This is a genomic window from Variovorax sp. KBS0712 (assembly GCF_006323185.2).
Classification (GTDB): domain Bacteria; phylum Pseudomonadota; class Gammaproteobacteria; order Burkholderiales; family Burkholderiaceae_C; genus Variovorax; species Variovorax boronicumulans.
On record NZ_VCCD02000001.1, the window covers coordinates 2,160,901 to 2,176,205 of the forward strand.

14 protein-coding genes are annotated in these 15,305 nt (G+C 70.0%); 8 read left to right on the plus strand and 6 right to left on the minus strand.

Annotated features, from left to right (window positions below):
• Positions 1-54: 54 nt before the first annotated feature.
• The gene (locus tag FFI97_RS09935; RefSeq protein WP_139706163.1) at positions 55-1,509 is read right to left on the minus strand and encodes an FAD-dependent oxidoreductase; all 1,455 of its coding nucleotides are present in this window, start codon (positions 1,507-1,509) and stop codon (positions 55-57) included.
• 166 nt (positions 1,510-1,675) lie between these two features.
• On the opposite strand from FFI97_RS09935, the gene FFI97_RS09940 reads away from it, so the two are divergent.
• Positions 1,676-2,671, plus strand: coding sequence for a Bug family tripartite tricarboxylate transporter substrate binding protein (locus FFI97_RS09940; protein ID WP_139706165.1), 996 nt, complete (start codon positions 1,676-1,678; stop codon positions 2,669-2,671).
• Positions 2,668-3,672 (plus strand): Bug family tripartite tricarboxylate transporter substrate binding protein, encoded by a 1,005-nt coding sequence (locus FFI97_RS09945; RefSeq protein WP_139706167.1) that lies wholly within the window; start codon positions 2,668-2,670, stop codon positions 3,670-3,672. The genes FFI97_RS09940 and FFI97_RS09945 overlap by 4 nt, the downstream gene beginning before the upstream one ends.
• A 16-nt stretch (positions 3,673-3,688) precedes the next feature.
• On the opposite strand, the gene FFI97_RS09950 is transcribed toward FFI97_RS09945, so the two are convergent.
• Together FFI97_RS09950 and FFI97_RS09955 are read right to left on the minus strand one after the other, a co-directional pair.
• Positions 3,689-4,567 carry an alpha/beta fold hydrolase gene (locus FFI97_RS09950; protein ID WP_139706169.1) on the minus strand — a complete coding sequence of 293 codons (879 nt, stop codon included), beginning with the start codon at positions 4,565-4,567 and terminating at the stop codon, positions 3,689-3,691.
• A 29-nt stretch (positions 4,568-4,596) separates the two neighbouring features.
• Entirely contained in the window at positions 4,597-5,421 is an 825-nt protein-coding gene (locus FFI97_RS09955) for a DODA-type extradiol aromatic ring-opening family dioxygenase (protein WP_139706171.1), read from the minus strand.
• Between the two features lie 100 nt (positions 5,422-5,521).
• On the opposite strand from FFI97_RS09955, the gene FFI97_RS09960 reads away from it, so the two are divergent.
• On the plus strand, positions 5,522-6,457 hold the full coding sequence (locus FFI97_RS09960) for a LysR family transcriptional regulator (RefSeq protein WP_139706173.1): 936 nt from the start codon (positions 5,522-5,524) through the stop codon (positions 6,455-6,457).
• A 94-nt stretch (positions 6,458-6,551) separates the two neighbouring features.
• Positions 6,552-8,408 carry an ABC transporter ATP-binding protein gene (locus tag FFI97_RS09965; RefSeq protein ID WP_172438282.1) on the plus strand — a complete coding sequence of 619 codons (1,857 nt, stop codon included), beginning with the start codon at positions 6,552-6,554 and terminating at the stop codon, positions 8,406-8,408.
• 7 nt (positions 8,409-8,415) lie between these two features.
• On the opposite strand, the gene FFI97_RS09970 is transcribed toward FFI97_RS09965, so the two are convergent.
• A complete protein-coding gene (locus FFI97_RS09970; protein WP_139706175.1) occupies positions 8,416-8,844 on the minus strand; it encodes a VOC family protein in 429 nt (142 codons plus the stop codon).
• Positions 8,845-8,929: 85 nt separating this feature from the next.
• Between FFI97_RS09970 and FFI97_RS09975 the strand changes: the two genes are divergently transcribed.
• Entirely contained in the window at positions 8,930-9,523 is a 594-nt protein-coding gene (locus tag FFI97_RS09975) for a TetR/AcrR family transcriptional regulator (protein ID WP_139706177.1), read from the plus strand.
• On the opposite strand, the gene tssF is transcribed toward FFI97_RS09975, so the two are convergent.
• A complete protein-coding gene (gene tssF, locus FFI97_RS09980) occupies positions 9,520-11,400 on the minus strand; it encodes a type VI secretion system baseplate subunit TssF (protein ID WP_095744941.1) in 1,881 nt (626 codons plus the stop codon). The two genes, FFI97_RS09975 and tssF, sit on opposite strands and share 4 nt — an antisense overlap.
• Positions 11,401-11,457: 57 nt before the next feature.
• Positions 11,458-12,048 (minus strand): type VI secretion system baseplate subunit TssE, encoded by a 591-nt coding sequence (tssE, locus tag FFI97_RS09985; RefSeq protein WP_082818151.1) that lies wholly within the window; start codon positions 12,046-12,048, stop codon positions 11,458-11,460.
• Here tssE and FFI97_RS09990 point away from each other — a divergent pair.
• From FFI97_RS09990 to FFI97_RS10000, 3 genes are all read left to right on the plus strand, one after another.
• Positions 12,047-12,346 (plus strand): hypothetical protein, encoded by a 300-nt coding sequence (locus FFI97_RS09990; RefSeq protein WP_139706179.1) that lies wholly within the window; start codon positions 12,047-12,049, stop codon positions 12,344-12,346. The genes tssE and FFI97_RS09990 overlap by 2 nt on opposite strands.
• A gap of 140 nt (positions 12,347-12,486) precedes the next feature.
• Entirely contained in the window at positions 12,487-13,875 is a 1,389-nt protein-coding gene (locus FFI97_RS09995) for a DUF2868 domain-containing protein (protein ID WP_260684950.1), read from the plus strand.
• A complete protein-coding gene (locus FFI97_RS10000) occupies positions 13,872-15,296 on the plus strand; it encodes a GTPase/DUF3482 domain-containing protein (protein ID WP_144004415.1) in 1,425 nt (474 codons plus the stop codon). The genes FFI97_RS09995 and FFI97_RS10000 overlap by 4 nt, the downstream gene beginning before the upstream one ends.
• Positions 15,297-15,305 lie beyond the last annotated feature (9 nt).

The following is a 15,305-nucleotide window of genomic DNA, read 5'->3' on the forward strand; positions in this document are numbered from 1 at the left end:
TGTAGAGGCTCGCGAAAGGAGGTCGGCCGGGTTCATGGCAAAAAAGGAGCCGGGTCAGGCGCTGGCTTCGGCCGCGACGGAGGCCGCGCCCTGCCCGGCTTCGCCCCCGGTGCGCAGGTACACGCCCTGCGCCAGCAACGCGGACTGCAGCGCGCCGGTATCGACGAAGCGCGGCGCGATGCCACCCTGCGACGCCAGCGCCGCCGCCACGCCCGCGGCCTGCCCGGTGATCCAGCACTGCGGAATCTCGCGCATGAAGCCGTGCGAGTTGCGGTCGCACGAGATATGGCGGCCGCACGCCACGAGGCCGTCGAGCTGCTGCGGCACCAGCGCGCCGTAGGGGATGGAGATGTTCGGGAATTTCGGCGACACCGCGGGCGTCACGCCGATCTCGTCCGCCAGCGCCACGCCGTCGGGCCACTGGCTGCGCAGCACCGCGCCCACGCCGGTGAGGCGCCGAGCATGGCGCACGCCGATCTGCGGCGCGCTCAGCATCAGGTAGGCGTCCTCGAAGCCGGGCGCGTGCGCCTTGAAGTAGTCCAGGTGCGCGGCCATGGCGCGGTGCGAACGCACTTCGACGGCCGTGAGGTCGTCCACGTCGAGCGCCGAGTAGCCCGACTGGCGCGGCCCCATGAAGAGCGCCACGTCGTTGCGCCACGAGACGAAGGGCCGCTCGAAGAGGCCGAGCTGCTCGCGTCCGCGCGCCATGAAGCCGGCGAAGGCCTCGGGCTGGCCGGCCTTGAAGTCGATCCAGCGGTTCATGTCCACGCCGCCGAAGAGCCACGAGGTGTTCATGCAGTGGTGCACGTCGGCTTCTTCGATGTCGTTCACGTAGGCGGCGCCGGCGCGGGCGAACAGGTCGCCGTCGCCGGTGGCGTCGACCACCACGTCGGCCATGATGGCCATGCGGCCTTCCTTGCTCTCGAAGACCACGCCCTTGACCGCGCCGTCCTGCACGATCGGGATGGCGGCCCACGAGTGGTAGATGAGCTTGACCTTGCGCTCCAGCACGATCTCCTGCGAGAGCAGCTTCAGGCGCTCGGGGTCGATGGTGGGCGACCAGGTGACGATGCCGTGGTACGCGGCGGTGCGCTGCGACCAGTGTGCGGCCTTGGCCACGTCCTGCGAGCCCCAGTCCGCGCGTTGCGGGCCGGCGATGGCGTCGGCGGGCAGGCGGTCGAACAGTTCTTCGGCGAAGCCGCGGATCACCAGCTTGCCTTCCCAGTCGGTCATGCGGTCGATCCAGATCACGAGGCCGCCGGTCGACAGGCCGCCCAGATGGTTGTAGCGCTCGAGCAGCGCCACGTCGGCGCCCGCACGGGCGGCAGCAGCGGCTGCGGCGGTGCCCGACGGGCCGCCGCCGACCACCAGCACGCCGCAGCGGTGATAGACCGGAATGTTCTTGCCGGGCTCGGCCCAGCTGCCGTGGTCAGGGCGCTTGACGCGGCTGTCGCGGTCGAAGATGTCGGAGGACAGGATGCGCTCGTCGGTGCGGACGACAGTTTTCATGAGATGGGTGTCTTGGATGGGCTGTTTCGTCGTATTTTGATTTCAATGTTCATTTTGTCAAACACAAAAGCCAATAAAAGGCGTTTGTTCGGGGTATTCCCTAGTCAATATGGATTTTTATGATTTTCTAAATCAATATCAGGAGAACATTCCAACGGAGACATCGATGAAGAGACTCAACGGCACCCGCCGTGCGTTCGGCACGGCGCTCGGCGCCGCGGCTTTGCTGGGCCTGGCGCCGCTCGCGTTCGCGCAGGACTTTCCGGCTCGCAACAAACCGATCCGCATCGTCGTGGGCTTCACCGCCGGCGGCGGCACCGACGCGCAGGCGCGCATCGTGGCGCAGAAGCTCGGCGAGGTGCTGGGCACCAGCGTGATCGTGGACAACCGGCCCGGCGCGAGCACGATGCTCGCGGCCAACGAGGTGTCGCGCGCACTGCCCGACGGCTACACGCTGCTGTACGCGCCCTCTTCCACGATGGCGCAGAACCCGCACACCTTCGCGCAGGTGCCCTACGACCCGTTCAAGGACTTCACCGCCATCTCGATGGGCGGACGCGGGCCGCTGGTGTTGTCGGTCAGCACCACCGTGCCCGCCAACAACGTGAAGGAGCTGGTGGCCTACGTGAAGGCCAACCCCGGCAAGGTGAGCTACGCCTCGTTCGGCGCGGGCACCTCGTCGCACATCTACGGCGAGGCCTTCGTGAAGAAGACCGGCGTCGATGCGGTGCACATCCCCTACAAGGGCGGCTCGGACGCGGCCAAGGACCTGATCGGCGGGCGTGTGCAGTACATGTTCGACTCGGCCTCCTCGGCCATCATCACCTCGGCCACGGGCAAGGTGAAGGTGCTGGCCATCGCGGCGAATGCGCGCATTCCGGCGCTGCCCGACGTGCCCACCTTCGCCGAACAAGGCTACGCCGGGCTGGACCTGCCGAGCTGGCTCGGCTTCTACGGGCCGGCGCGCATGCCGGCGCCGGTGGTCGCAAAGCTCAACGCGGCGCTCACGCAGGTGCTCGCGATGCCGCAGGTGCGCGAGTTCTATCGCACGGGCGGCTACGAAGCCGGCGCGACCACGCCGGAAGAATTCGCTGGCATCACGCGCTCGACCTACGAGCGCTGGGGCGCGATGGTGCAGCAGGTAGGCTTGGCCAAGCAATGAGCCCTTCTTCTTTCATCACCCGACGCAGCGCGGCCGCGTGGCTTGCGCTGGGCGCGATCGCCTTGCCGCTGTCTTCATTCGCCGCCTCACCCACGGACTTTCCAGTCAAGGGCCGCACCATCCGCATCGTGCTCGGCCTGGCGGCGGGCGGCGCCTCCGACGCGCAGGCGCGCTTCGTCGCCAACAAGCTCGGCGAGGTGCTGCAGACGCCGGTGATCGTGGAGAACCGGCCGGGCGCGAGCTTCATCCTCGCGACCGAGGAAGTGATCCGCGCGGCGCCCGACGGCTACACCTTCATGTACGCACCCTCTTCCGTGGTCGCACAGAACCCGCAGACGCTGGCACAGGTGCGCTACGACCCGTTCAAGGACTTGACGCCGATCTCGCTCGGCGCGCGCGGCCCGCTGGTGCTGACGGTGCACACCAGCGTGCCGGCGCGCAACGTGCAGGAGCTGGTGGCGTACATCAAGGCCAACCCGGGAAAGATGAGCTACGCCTCGTTCGGCACCGGCACCTCGTCGCACATCTACGGCGAGGCCTTCGCGCGGCAGGCTGGGCTCGACGTGGTCCACGTGCCCTACAAGGGCGGCGCCGATGCGGCGAAGGATTTCCTCGCGGGCCGCGTGCAGTACTACTTCGACGCGGCGCCCAACGCGATCCAGAACACGGCCACCGGCAAGGTGCGCATGCTCGCGGTGGCGGCGCCCAAGCGCAGCGCGATGCTGCCCGACGTGCCGACGATGAGCGAGCAAGGCGTGAGCGGCGTCGACATGGCGAGCTGGCTCGGCTTCTACGGCCCGGCGCGCATGCCGGCGCCGGTGGTCGCCAAGCTCAATGCCGCGCTGGCGCAGGTGCTGGCGATGCCGGCCACGCGCGACTTCTTCCGCCAGGGTGCGTACGAAGCCGAATCGTCGACCCCGCAGCAACTGGCCGACCTGACGCGCACGACCTACGACCAGTGGGCCGAGACCATCCGCAAGCTCGGCCTCACGAAGCAGTAACCGGTCGCGGCGAAGTTCAGCCGAAGAACTTCAGCAGCCGCGCATTGGTCTCGTCGGCGCGTTCGTACTGCACCCAGTGCCCCGCGCCGTCGATCACCACGCCTTCGCGGCCGGGGCCTTCGCTGGCCAGTTGCGCCACCAGCGGACGCGAGTCGGCGGTGACGTCGAACTCGCCCCACAACAGCAGCGTCGGCACGCCCAGCGTGTCGATCGCGGCCTGCAACCCGCCCGAAAGCGACACCTCCTTGCTGCGAAAGCGCGTGCCGTGGCACGAGAGGTCGTGGATCTCGAAGGCCAGCGGGTCGATGGCGGCGGGCGCGTGCAGCATCAGCGCGCCCAGGTTGTGCATGAGCGCGGCGCGCTCGGTCTCGCGGTCGGGGGCGGCGCGCCAGTTGATCATCTCGACCGTCATGCGACGCAAGGTGCCGTGGCCGCCGCTGCCCATCAGCGCCAGCCGGCGGATGGCGCCGCGCCGCACCGCGAAGCGCGCGGCGGTGAGCCCGCCGAACGAGAAGCCGCCCAGGTCGATGGGCGTGCCGGCGCCGATGAGCGCATCGAGCGTGCCGCCGAGCGCGGCCAGGAGCGGCACCAGCGCGTCTTCGCCGGGCGCCACGCGCGGCAGCGCATCGGAATCGTGAAAGCCGGGCATGTCGGGCAGGAGCAGCGTGCGCTGCGCCGACAGCGCCTCGGCATTGCGCAGCCAGTGCATCCAGCTGCCGTGGCCGCCGTGCAGCAGCACGATGGGCGGCTTCGTCGTGTCGGTGCCGAAGCGGCGCCAGCGCACGCGCACGCCGTCGTGCACCGGGTCGTGCGAGGTGGACAGGGCTTCGATGCGGGCGATCTGGCGCCGGGCTTCGGCGGATTCGTCGGGGGTGGGAAGAGCGGGCGTGGGCATGGCTTCATTCTGCCGCGCGCCCTGCACTCTCAGGCGGCGCCGAAGCGGTAGCTGGACACCACGAGCCCGCCCATGAAGGCGTCCTCGTGGTACACGCGCTCGCCGACATCGCCTTCGGCCGCGCCGACCGCGACCATCAGCGGAATCAGGTGCTCCTCGCGCGGGTGCGCCATGCGCGCCGAAGGGGCCGAGGCCCAGTCCTGCAGGCGCTGCACGCGCGCTTGCGGCGTGGCCTGCACAGAGGTCTCGTCGAGCCAGTCGCCGAAGGCCTTCGACACGCCGTGCGCCTGCGGGCCGAAGTTGCGCAGGTTGTGATAGCTCAGGCCGCTGCCGACGATGAGCACGTTCTCGTCACGCAGCGGCGCGATCGCGCGGCCCAATGCCAGGTGCTCGGCCGGGTCGAGCCCGCGCCGCAGCGACAGCTGCACCACCGGCACCTCGGCGTTCGGGTACATCGCGGCCATCGGCGAGAACATGCCGTGGTCGTAGCCCCGCTCGGGGTCGATCTGCACCGGCAGGCCGGCGGCGGCGATCAGCGATTGCACGCGCTGCGCGAGTTCCGGCGAGCCGGGCGAGGCGTAGCGCACCTCGTAGGTGTGGGCCGGAAAGCCGCCGTAGTCGTAGATCATGGGCGGGCGCGGGTTGCCCTGCACCGTGAACACGGGCGACTCCCAGTGCGCCGAGACCATGAGGATGGCCGCCGGCGTGCGGCCGATCTGGCGCGGCATGTCGGCCAGCGAGGCTGCGAGCTGGTCGTAGGTGGCGCCCATCTCCTTCTTCATCCAGGGCCAGGGGCCGCCGCCGTGCGAGATGAAGTACGTGGGCAGGCGGGAAAGCGTGGTGTCGTGGGTCAAGTCGATGCTCCTTGAAGGCGTTGGATCGACTGTAGACATTTCCTTTCAGGAAATCGACAGGCTACGATGCATCGAATCCTTTCTTCACAGGAAATCATCGATGGACCGCATGACCAGCCTGCGCGTGTTCCGCGAGGTCGTCGAGGCCGGCAGTTTCGTGGCGGCGGCCGAGCGCCTGGGCCTGTCGGCACCGATGGCCAGCAAGCACGTGGCGCAGCTCGAGAAATCGCTGGGCGCGCGGCTGCTGCACCGCTCGAGCCGCCACCTGAGCCTGACCGAGGCCGGCACCGCCTGGTACGAGCAGAGCCGCCGCGCGCTCGACCTGCTCGATGCGGCCGAAGCCGCCATCGGCCGGACAAGCGACGCGCCGCGCGGCCAGCTCAAGGTGAGCGCGCCCGTGTGGTGCGCCACGCCGCGCTTTGCGCGCGTGCTGGCGGACTACCGCGCGGCGTACCCCGAGGTGCTGGTCGACATGCACCTGGAAAACCGCAAGGTCGATCTCGCGGCCGACGGCTACGACCTGGCCTTGCGCGCCACACAGGAGCCCTCGCCCGCGCTCATCGCGCGGCCGCTGTGCCGCGTGCCCTTTCATCTTGCAGGCACACCGGCCTACCTGAAGCGCCACGGCGCCATGCCCGCGGTGCCGGCCGACCTCGCGAAGCTGGGCGCGATCGTGCCCAGCTACGTGAACCTGGACAACCTCGCGCTCAAGGGGCCGGGCGGGCGCATGTTCCCGCTGCGGCTCTCGCCCGCGATGCGCTCGGACGACACCACGCTCACGCTGCACGCGGTGCGCGCCGACATGGGCATTGCGTACCTGCCCGTGTGGCTCATCGACGACGACCTGGCGCAGGGCCGGCTGGTGCGGCTGCTGCCCGCGTTCGAGGCCACGCCGGTCACGCTGTTCGCCGTGTACACGAGCCGGCAGTACATGTCGCCCAAGCTGCGAACTTTCATCGACTTCCTGAGCGCGCGGCTGGGGGGCATGGAAACAAAGGCCGCACGCGCCGACGACAGCAAGGTGCGCCGCAGCTGAAGGGTTGCTGAAGGCACCGGCCACGAACGCACCTTTTCGGGGCAAGGTCATGCATGCAGGGCTACATTCGAAGGCTCTGCTGGAGACCGATTCCTTGTTCCGCTTTTTCGAAAAACTCCTTCCCCCGTACCCCGCCGCCGAACCGACGCTGCCGCCCCAGGGCTTCTTTGCCTTCCTGTGGGCCTGCACGCACGGCGTGCGCGGCAAGATCGCCGCGATGGCGGTGCTCACGGCGGTGATGTCGACCTTCGAGGCCGCGCTATTCGCGATCCTCGGACGCATCGTCGACTGGCTCGGCGGCCAGGTGCCGTCCAAGCTGTGGGCCGAGCGCGGCGACACGCTGCTGTGGCTGGCCGCGTTCCTGGTGATCAGCATCGGCGTGGTGGCGCTGCAGACCATCGTGAAGCACCAGACGCTGGCGGTGAACCTGCCGATGCGCCTGCGCTGGAACTTCCACCGCCTGATGCTGGGCCAGAGCATGGCCTTCTACCAGGACGAGTTCGCGGGCCGCATCACGGCCAAGGTGATGCAGACCGCGCTGGCCGTGCGCGAGACCGTGTTCGTGCTGGCCGACGTGCTGGTGGCCATGGGCGTGTACGTGGCCACCATGATCATCCTGGTGGGCGTGCTCGATGCGCAGCTGGTGTGGCCCTTCGTCATCTGGCTGGCGCTGTACATCGCCTCGCTGGTGTACTTCGTGCCGCGCCTGGGCAAGGTCGGCAAGGCGCAGGCCGACGCGCGCGCGCTCATGACCGGGCGCGTGACCGACGCCTACACCAACATCGCGACCGTCAAGCTGTTCTCGCACACGCAGCGCGAAGCCGGCTTTGCGCGCGACGCGATGCGCGAGTTCATGAAGACCGGCTACGGCCAGATGCGGCTGGTGAGCGCCTTCGAGATCGTCAACCACACGCTGAGCATGGGCCTGACGGCCGGCATGGCCGGCATGGCGCTGTGGCTGTGGTCGCACGGCACGGTGGGCGTGGGCGCGGTGGCCGCCGCCACGGCGATGGCGCTGCGGCTGCAGGGCATGTCGCACTGGATCATGTGGGAGATGACCAGCCTGTTCGAGAACATCGGCACGGTGCAGGACGGCATGAAGACGCTGTCGCGCCCGCGCACGGTGCTCGACGCGCCCCATGCCACGGTGCTCGACGTGCCGCACGGCGAGGTGCGCTTCGAGCAGGCGAGCTTCCGCTATGGCGACGCAGGCCGCCGCGTGATCGACGACCTGAACCTCGTGGTCAAGCCCGGCGAGAAGATCGGTCTGGTCGGCCGTTCGGGCGCCGGCAAGTCGACGCTGGTGAACCTGCTGCTGCGCTTCCACGACCTGGAGAGCGGGCGCATCCTCATCGACGGGCAGGACATCTCGAAGGTCACGCAGGATTCGCTGCGCATGCACATCGGCATGGTCACGCAGGACACGTCGCTGATGCACCGATCGGTGGCCGACAACATCGCCTACGGCCGGCCCGACGCCACGCTGGCGCAGATCGAAGCGGCCGCCAGGCGTGCCGAGGCGCACGACTTCATCCAGACGCTGGGCGATGCGGGCGGACGGCGCGGCTACGAGGCGCACGTGGGCGAGCGCGGCGTGAAGCTCTCGGGCGGCCAGCGCCAGCGCGTGGCGATTGCGCGCGTGATGCTGAAAGACGCGCCGATCCTGCTGCTCGACGAAGCCACGAGCGCGCTCGACTCCGAGGTCGAAGCCGCGATCCAGCAGAGCCTGTACACGCTGATGGAAGGCAAGACCGTGATCGCCATCGCGCACCGGCTGTCGACCATCGCCGCGATGGACCGGCTCATCGTGCTCGACGAAGGCCGGGTCGTCGAAGAAGGCGACCACCGCACGCTGATGGCCCAGGGCGGCCTGTATGCGCGGCTGTGGGCGCACCAGAGCGGCGGCTTCCTGGGCGACGGGCTGGAAGAAGACGAAGCCCTGCGCGCCTGAGCGGGCGTCAGGTCGGCAGCGCGCCGGCTTCGTACTGCGCGACAAATTCTCCCGACGGCGGGATCGGCTTGATGATGTCGATCAGCACGCCGTTCGGGTCGCGCGTGATGAAGTGGCGCTGGCCGAAAGCCTCGTCGCGCAGCGACAGCAGGATCGGCAGGCCGGCCGCCTTCAGGCGCTCGTGCACCGCGTCGGGATCTTCCACCTCGAAGTTCAGCAGCAACCCGCCCGCCACCTGCCCGCGCGCTTCGGCGGGAATGGTCGTGTGGCTGCCGTCGAGCACGGCGAGGTTCACCGAGGCATCGTCCGCCAGCTGCAGGTGCACGTACCAGTCGGTCGTGAACAGCGACACAAACCCGAAATGCGCCTGGTAGAAGGCCGCGGTGCCGGCCACGTCGTTGGTCATGATCACCGGGTAATAGCTCGTCACTTTCATGGGATGGCTCCTTCGTGGATAAAACGTACAAACTGCATGTAAGTTAAATATTAATCCACAAACAGACTGCATGTAAATTAGGGTCATGGCCAAAACCCCGGCACGCACCAACCGCGAACGCACCGAAACCACCCGCCTCGCCCTGACCGAGGCGGCCCGCACGCTCTTCGTCAGCAAGGGCTACGGCGACACCTCGACGCCCGAGATCGCCATGGCCGCCGGCATCACGCGCGGGGCGCTGTACCACCACTTCAACGACAAGCGCGACCTGTTCCGCCAGGTGTTGCTGCTGGAGGCGCAGGCGGTCGCGGCCGACATCGACGCCGCCACGCCCGACGAGCTCGGCCCGCGCGAGGCCCTGCTCGTGGGCAGCGAGGCCTACCTGAAGGCGATGACGGTGCCGGGGCGCACCCGGCTGCTGCTGATCGACGGGCCGGCCGTGCTCGGCCTGGCGGAAATGATGTCGATGGACGACGCCACCTCGGCGAACTCGCTGCGCCAGGGGCTGGCGCGCGCCGGCATGGGCCGCGGCGAGGTGTCGCTCGACGCCCTCGCCCGCCTGCTGTCGGCCGCCTTCGACCGCGCGGCGCTGGAGATCGATGCCGGTGCCGATGCCGCCAAGGTGCGGGCGGCCATGCTGTGGCTGCTGGAGCAGGCGCTCCCGCCCAGGAGAAACTAGACCGCGCCGCGCCCGCCCATGCGCACGGGCCACTTGGCGACGGTGCCGCGCTGCATCGATTCGAGCGTGGTCTGCGTGAACACGTTGATGCTCACGTGCCGCGCGAGGTAGTGCTCCAGCACCAGCCCCAGCAGGTACGGGCTCGTGCCCGAGAAGCCTTCTTCATCGACGCTCAGCGTGCACTGCACGCCGCGCCCGTAGATCAGCGGCCCCGCGCCCGGCAGGCGCCGAGTCACGGGCTCGATGCGCGAGCCGACGAGGCAGTCGATCTGCCGGCGCAGCACGTCGTTGTCGGCCGTGACGAACAGCCGCAGCATGTCGCGCAGCGCCTGCGCGCCTTCGCGGTGCGGCATGTCGGCCAGCGGCAGGTGGTTGAAGCCCAGCTGGCGGATCAGCCGCCACGCGATCTCGCGCTGCGCGAACGGCGACTTCGGCGTGCTCGGCGCACGGATGAGGCCCACGGCCGACACCGGGATCGAATCGGCCACCGCGAGGTCGGCCTGCCCGTTGCGCGGCACGAGGCACGGCAGGTCGCGGTTGGTGAGCATCGCCTTCACCGACAGGTAGCGCAGGCTCTCGGGGTACGGCGCCTCCTGCTGGTCGACCAGCGACAGGAACACTTCGGTGCCGATGTACGGCGTGCGCGTGCCGTACTTGCGCGCCGTTTCGGACACCAGCCGCGGCTCGCGCCGGACCGAGAAGTAGCGGCCGTGGTTGCCCTCGTCTTCGTTGAGCGTCTGGTAGAGCGGGCGGAAGTCGATCTCGGCCGTGGTGCGCGCCTGCTGGCCGGCGATGCGCTGCACCGAATACACCTCGAAGTCCATCGGCCGCGAGCGGTCGGGCACGAGGTGGAACTCGGTCTGCGCGCTGTCGAGTTCGATGCGGTCGGTGCGCCGCTCGAACAGGTTGACCACCGGCGTGCTGAACAGCGCGAACTGCGCCGCATCGACCAGCGCCCCCAGCGCGCCGGGCGGCTTGCTCAGCAGCACGACGATCTCGACCTCCTTGCCCGGAATGCGCGCCAGCCCCGGCGCGAGCTGCGTGAGCGTGAAGAAGTAGAAGCGCTCGGGGCACGCGAAATATTCGTGCAGCAGGTTGTGGCCGTGGAAGGTGTTCCACGCCAGCGGCAGCAGGCCTTCGCCCGGCCCCAGCCCTTCGTGCACCAGCGCGCCTTCGGTCACGACGTGCGGGCGGTCCATCAGCTGGCCGGGCTCGCCGACGAAGGTCGCGACCGCCGAGGTGTGCAGCAGCTCGAACAGGTGCGACGCCACCTGCTCGTTGCCGCGCAGGTAGATCGGCAACCGGTCGAGCCCCGACAGTGCCGAGAAGCCCATCTCGCCCACGATGCGCAGCCGCAGGCGCAGTGCGCCCGTCACCTGCACGTGCGGCGGCACGTAGCGCTCCAGCGCCGGGATGTCGGGCGGCGCGCCGGTGAGCCGCGCCTCGGCGATCTCGAAGGGCCACAGCGTCACGTCCTGGCTGGAGCGGAACTCGCACGGCGTCTGCTCGCCCGCGGGCACGCGCGCATGGAAGGCCGTGCCGCGCGGCACCACGAAGCCGCGCGTGAAGTCGCCCTCCTTCACGCTGGGATGCAGTTGCGCCACGGCCATCGACGGCGTGGGGCTCAGGTAGTTGGGGTACAGCACCTCGAGCAGGCGCTGCGTGAAGCGCGGAAATTCGGCGTCGAGCTTGATCTGCATGCGCGCCGACATGAAGCTGAACGACTCGATGAGCCGCTCCACGTACGGGTCGGCCACCTCGATCCCGTGCATGCCCAGGCGGCGTGCGATCTTGGGGTGCGAAGCGGCGAACTCGCTCGCCGCCTCGCGCATGTAGACGAGTTCCCGGTTGTAGTACTCGAGGAGTTGCGGGTCCATGACGGTGAGCCTTCCAGGCGTGGTTGAAGTAAAGGAGAAATGAAAGACAGACAGGCTTCAGTCCGCCGCGCCGACGATGCGCATGCGGTTGGTCTCGAGATCGACCGCGCTTTGCACCGTGAAGGCCAGCGGGTACGGCTTCAGGTGGATGAGCGCGCGGATCTCGAACAGCAGCACGTTGTAAGCCTCGGCCGCGCCGTCTTCCTTCATGAGCGGCACCACCTGCACGCTGTCGGGAATCAGCCGTGGCTCGTAGTCGCGGATGGCGCGGCGGATGATGCGTTCGATGTCCGCCCACTTGCGCTCCGACAGGTAGCTGCCGGCCAGCGGCGGCACGCCGTAGTTCACGGTGGAAGACGCCGCATCGGCATGGCGCGTGCGGTCGATCAGGTCTTCGGCGTTGGTGGTGTTGAACAGCAGGGCCAGGTCGCGCTGGATGATCTCGCGCATCCGGGCCGGCGTGGCCGTGTACTCCGACGGCAGCTCGGTGGTGCGGCTGGGCGCGTCGTCGCGCAAGCGGTCGAACAGCGTGGGCAGCAGCTGTGCGTTGACGCGCGGCACGGCGGGTGCATCGGGCCCGCGGGGCGCGCGGGCGCCGGGGTGCGCGGGGTGGGAACCTGTGAACGGGGATTGCTCGGTGAGCCGCATGACCTGGCCTTTTCTGGAAGGGGCAGAGTCTTGCGTGGATGCCCGCCGCTCATTGCAAACAATGGTCACACAGCAGGCCTGGCTCGAATGCGGACGCCCGCGCCGGGCATTTGTCGTCGCATCCGCGCTTCGCGAGTCCTACAGCACGCACCGCCCCCCGCCGACACCCGCGCGCCGGCCGGCGCCCGATGCTGGGTCATCGCCAACCACAAGGAGCCTTCGCGTGAATTCCATCATCTACATCGTCGGCCTGGTCGTGGTCGTCGTCGCCGTGCTGTCGTTCTTCGGCCTGCGCTGAAACCGCAAGCGCAGCGCCACGGGGCCGTTCGCGGCCCCGTTTCTCTTGGGCAGGCCTTCTGCATGCGCCGGGCATAATTTGCGCGCCCCGCCGCCGCTTTGCCGCGCCGGGGCGTCATTGGCGAAGAAGAAGGGACCCTGTTGATCACCACCACCGCGCTGCGCGCACCTGCTTTTCCGGATGCGGTGATCACCGAGGCGGTCCGATGGACCGAACAGAACGGCCCGCTCGACGACGCGTCGACCCTTCGCACCGCGGCCTCGCGCGCAGCCGACGGCCCCACCCGCATCGTTGAACGCGCCCGCCAGCTCGGCGAGCGCATGGGCCTGCAGGCCGAACTCGCGCGCGGCCGGCAATGGGCGCCGTGGGTGCTGCTGGCGCTGGTGGCGCTGGTCGTGATCGCGGGCCTGGGCCTCGCCGGTCAGGTGGTCGGCGGCAACGATCGCCACATCAACGTGATCGTCGCGCTCGTCAGCTTGTTGGGCCTGCATGCGCTCACGCTGGCGCTGTGGCTGGCCGGCCTGTGGCTGCCGTCGGGCACCTTCGGCACGGCTTCGCTGGGCTGGCTGTGGCTGTCGCTCACGGCGCGCGTGGCGGGCGGCCAGCGCGGGCAGGCGCCGCTACTGGTGCGCGCGGCCACGGGGCTGCTCACGCGTGCGCGGTTGCTGCCCTGGGCCTTCGGACTCGTGAGCCACGGCATCTGGGCGCTGTCGTTCGCCGTGGTGCTGGCGGCGATGCTGTTCGCCCTCGCCTTTCGCAGCTACACGCTGAGCTGGGAAACCACCATCCTCGAGCCCGCCTTCTTCGTGCGCGTGGTGCAGGCGCTGGGCTGGCTGCCGGCGCAGTTCGGCTTTCCCGTGCCCGATGCGGCCACCGTGCAATCGGCCACCCCCGTCGCTGCGGCCCAGCGCACCTGGGCGCTGTGGCTCACTGGCTGCATCGCGGTGTACGGCCTGCTGCCGCGCCTGGTGCTGGTGCTGCTGAGCGCCGCGGTCTGCCGCCAACGCCGCCCCGCCCTGCAGCCCGACTGGCAGGCGCCCTACTACCGCAAGCTGCTGGCCCGCTTCGCCGCGCTGGCGCCGCCCGCCATCGTCGACGCCGACCCGGGCCGCGCGCACCCCGCTGCGCCCACGGGCCTGCCGGCCTCCGAGCAGCACGACGGCCTGTTCGTCGTCGGCTTCGAGCTGCCGCCCGACCTGCCCCGGCCGCCCGCCGGCCTGCCGGCATCGGCAGTCCGCATCGACGGCAGCGCCCCGGCGCGCCGCGCGCTGCTCGACCAGCTTGCGCAGCTCCACCCGCGCACCGTGCTGCTGGTCTGCCATGCGGCCTCGAGCCCCGACCGCGGCACCGAGCGCTTCCTGCGCGAGGTGCTGGCGCATTGCGGCGAATGCCGCCTCTGGCTGGCCGACGCGCCCAACGCCGCCGCCACGCAGCGCTGGCGCGACTGGCTGCGCGACGCCGGGCTGGCCCACGTCGTGGCGAGCGACCGGCTCGATGCCGTCTTCACGGAAGGCACCGCCACCGCATGACCACCCCGACTCCGATCCGCATTGCCGTCGTCGGCCACACCAACGCGGGCAAGACCTCGCTGCTGCGCACGCTCACGCGGCGCGTGAACTTCGGCGAGGTGTCGCAGCGCCCGGGCACCACGCGCCATGTCGAGTCGGTCGATCTCGAGGTGAACGGCCAGCCCGCCGTGCGCTTCCTCGACACGCCGGGCCTCGAAGATGCGGTCGCGCTGCGCGAGCACCTGGCCGGCCTCGACGCCGCCCAGCAGGCCACGCCGCCCGAGCGCATCCGCCGCTTTCTGCAGGGCCCCGAGGCGCACGGCGTGTTCGAGCAGGAGGCCAAGGTGCTGCGCGCGATGCTCGACATCGACGCCGCCTTTCTCGTGATCGACGTGCGCGAGCCGGTGCTGCCCAAGTTCCGCGACGAGATCGAGCTCCTGAACTCCTGCGCGCGCCCGGTGCTGCCGGTGCTCAACTTCGTACGCGACGCCGCCAGCCGCGAGCCGGCCTGGAAAGAACTGCTCTCGGCCTACGGCCTGCACGTGCAGGTGCGCTTCGATGCGGCGGCGCCGTTCGTGGGCGCCGAGCACGACCTCTACAACGACCTGGCCACCCTGCTGCGCGACCGCCGCGACGCGCTGCGCGGCGTGGTCGACGCGCTCGACGCCGAGGCCGACGCGCGCCGCCAGTCGGCCTGCACGCGCATCGCGGACCTGCTGGTCGACGCCGCGTCCATCCGCCGCACCGTGCCCGCCGCCGAGTTCGCCGACCCAACGCGCCGCCAGGCGCTGGTCGCCGGCGTGCAGAAGGACGTGTTCGACAAGGCCCAGCGCTGCACCGACGACCTGCTCGCGCTCTACGGCTTTCGCCAGGGCGACGCCGACGAAGCGCCGCTGCCGATCATCGAAGGCCGCTGGACGCTCGACTTCTTCAACCCCGAGGCGATGAAGGACGCGGGCCTGCGCCTGGGCAAGGGCGCCGTCATCGGCGCCGCCGTGGGCGTGGTGGCCGACCTCGCGGTGGCGGGCCTGTCGCTGGGCGCGGGCGCGGCATTGGGCGGCGCCATCGGCGGCGCGGTGTCGCAGGGCTGGGGGCCGCTGGGCCGCAAGCTGGCCAACAAGCTGCGCGACATGCACGAGCTCACGGTGGAAGACAGCGTGCTGTTCACGCTCGCGGCATGGCAGCTGCAGCTGGCGCAGGCACTGGAGCGGCGCGGCCATGCGGCCGTGGAACGCATCCGGGCCGAGGCTCCGTCGGCGGACGAGGACGACACGCTGATGCGTGCCGCCGCCGGCGCCGTGCGCGCCGTGCAGCCGGCGCGCAGCCATCCCGAGTGGGAATCGACCGGCGCCCTCACGCGCAGCTTCTGGCGCCCCGCGCCGCAGCGCGAGGCGCTGGCGGGCACGCTGTCGAGCGAACTGCGGCGCGCCTTCGAGGCCTGAAGCCGGGCC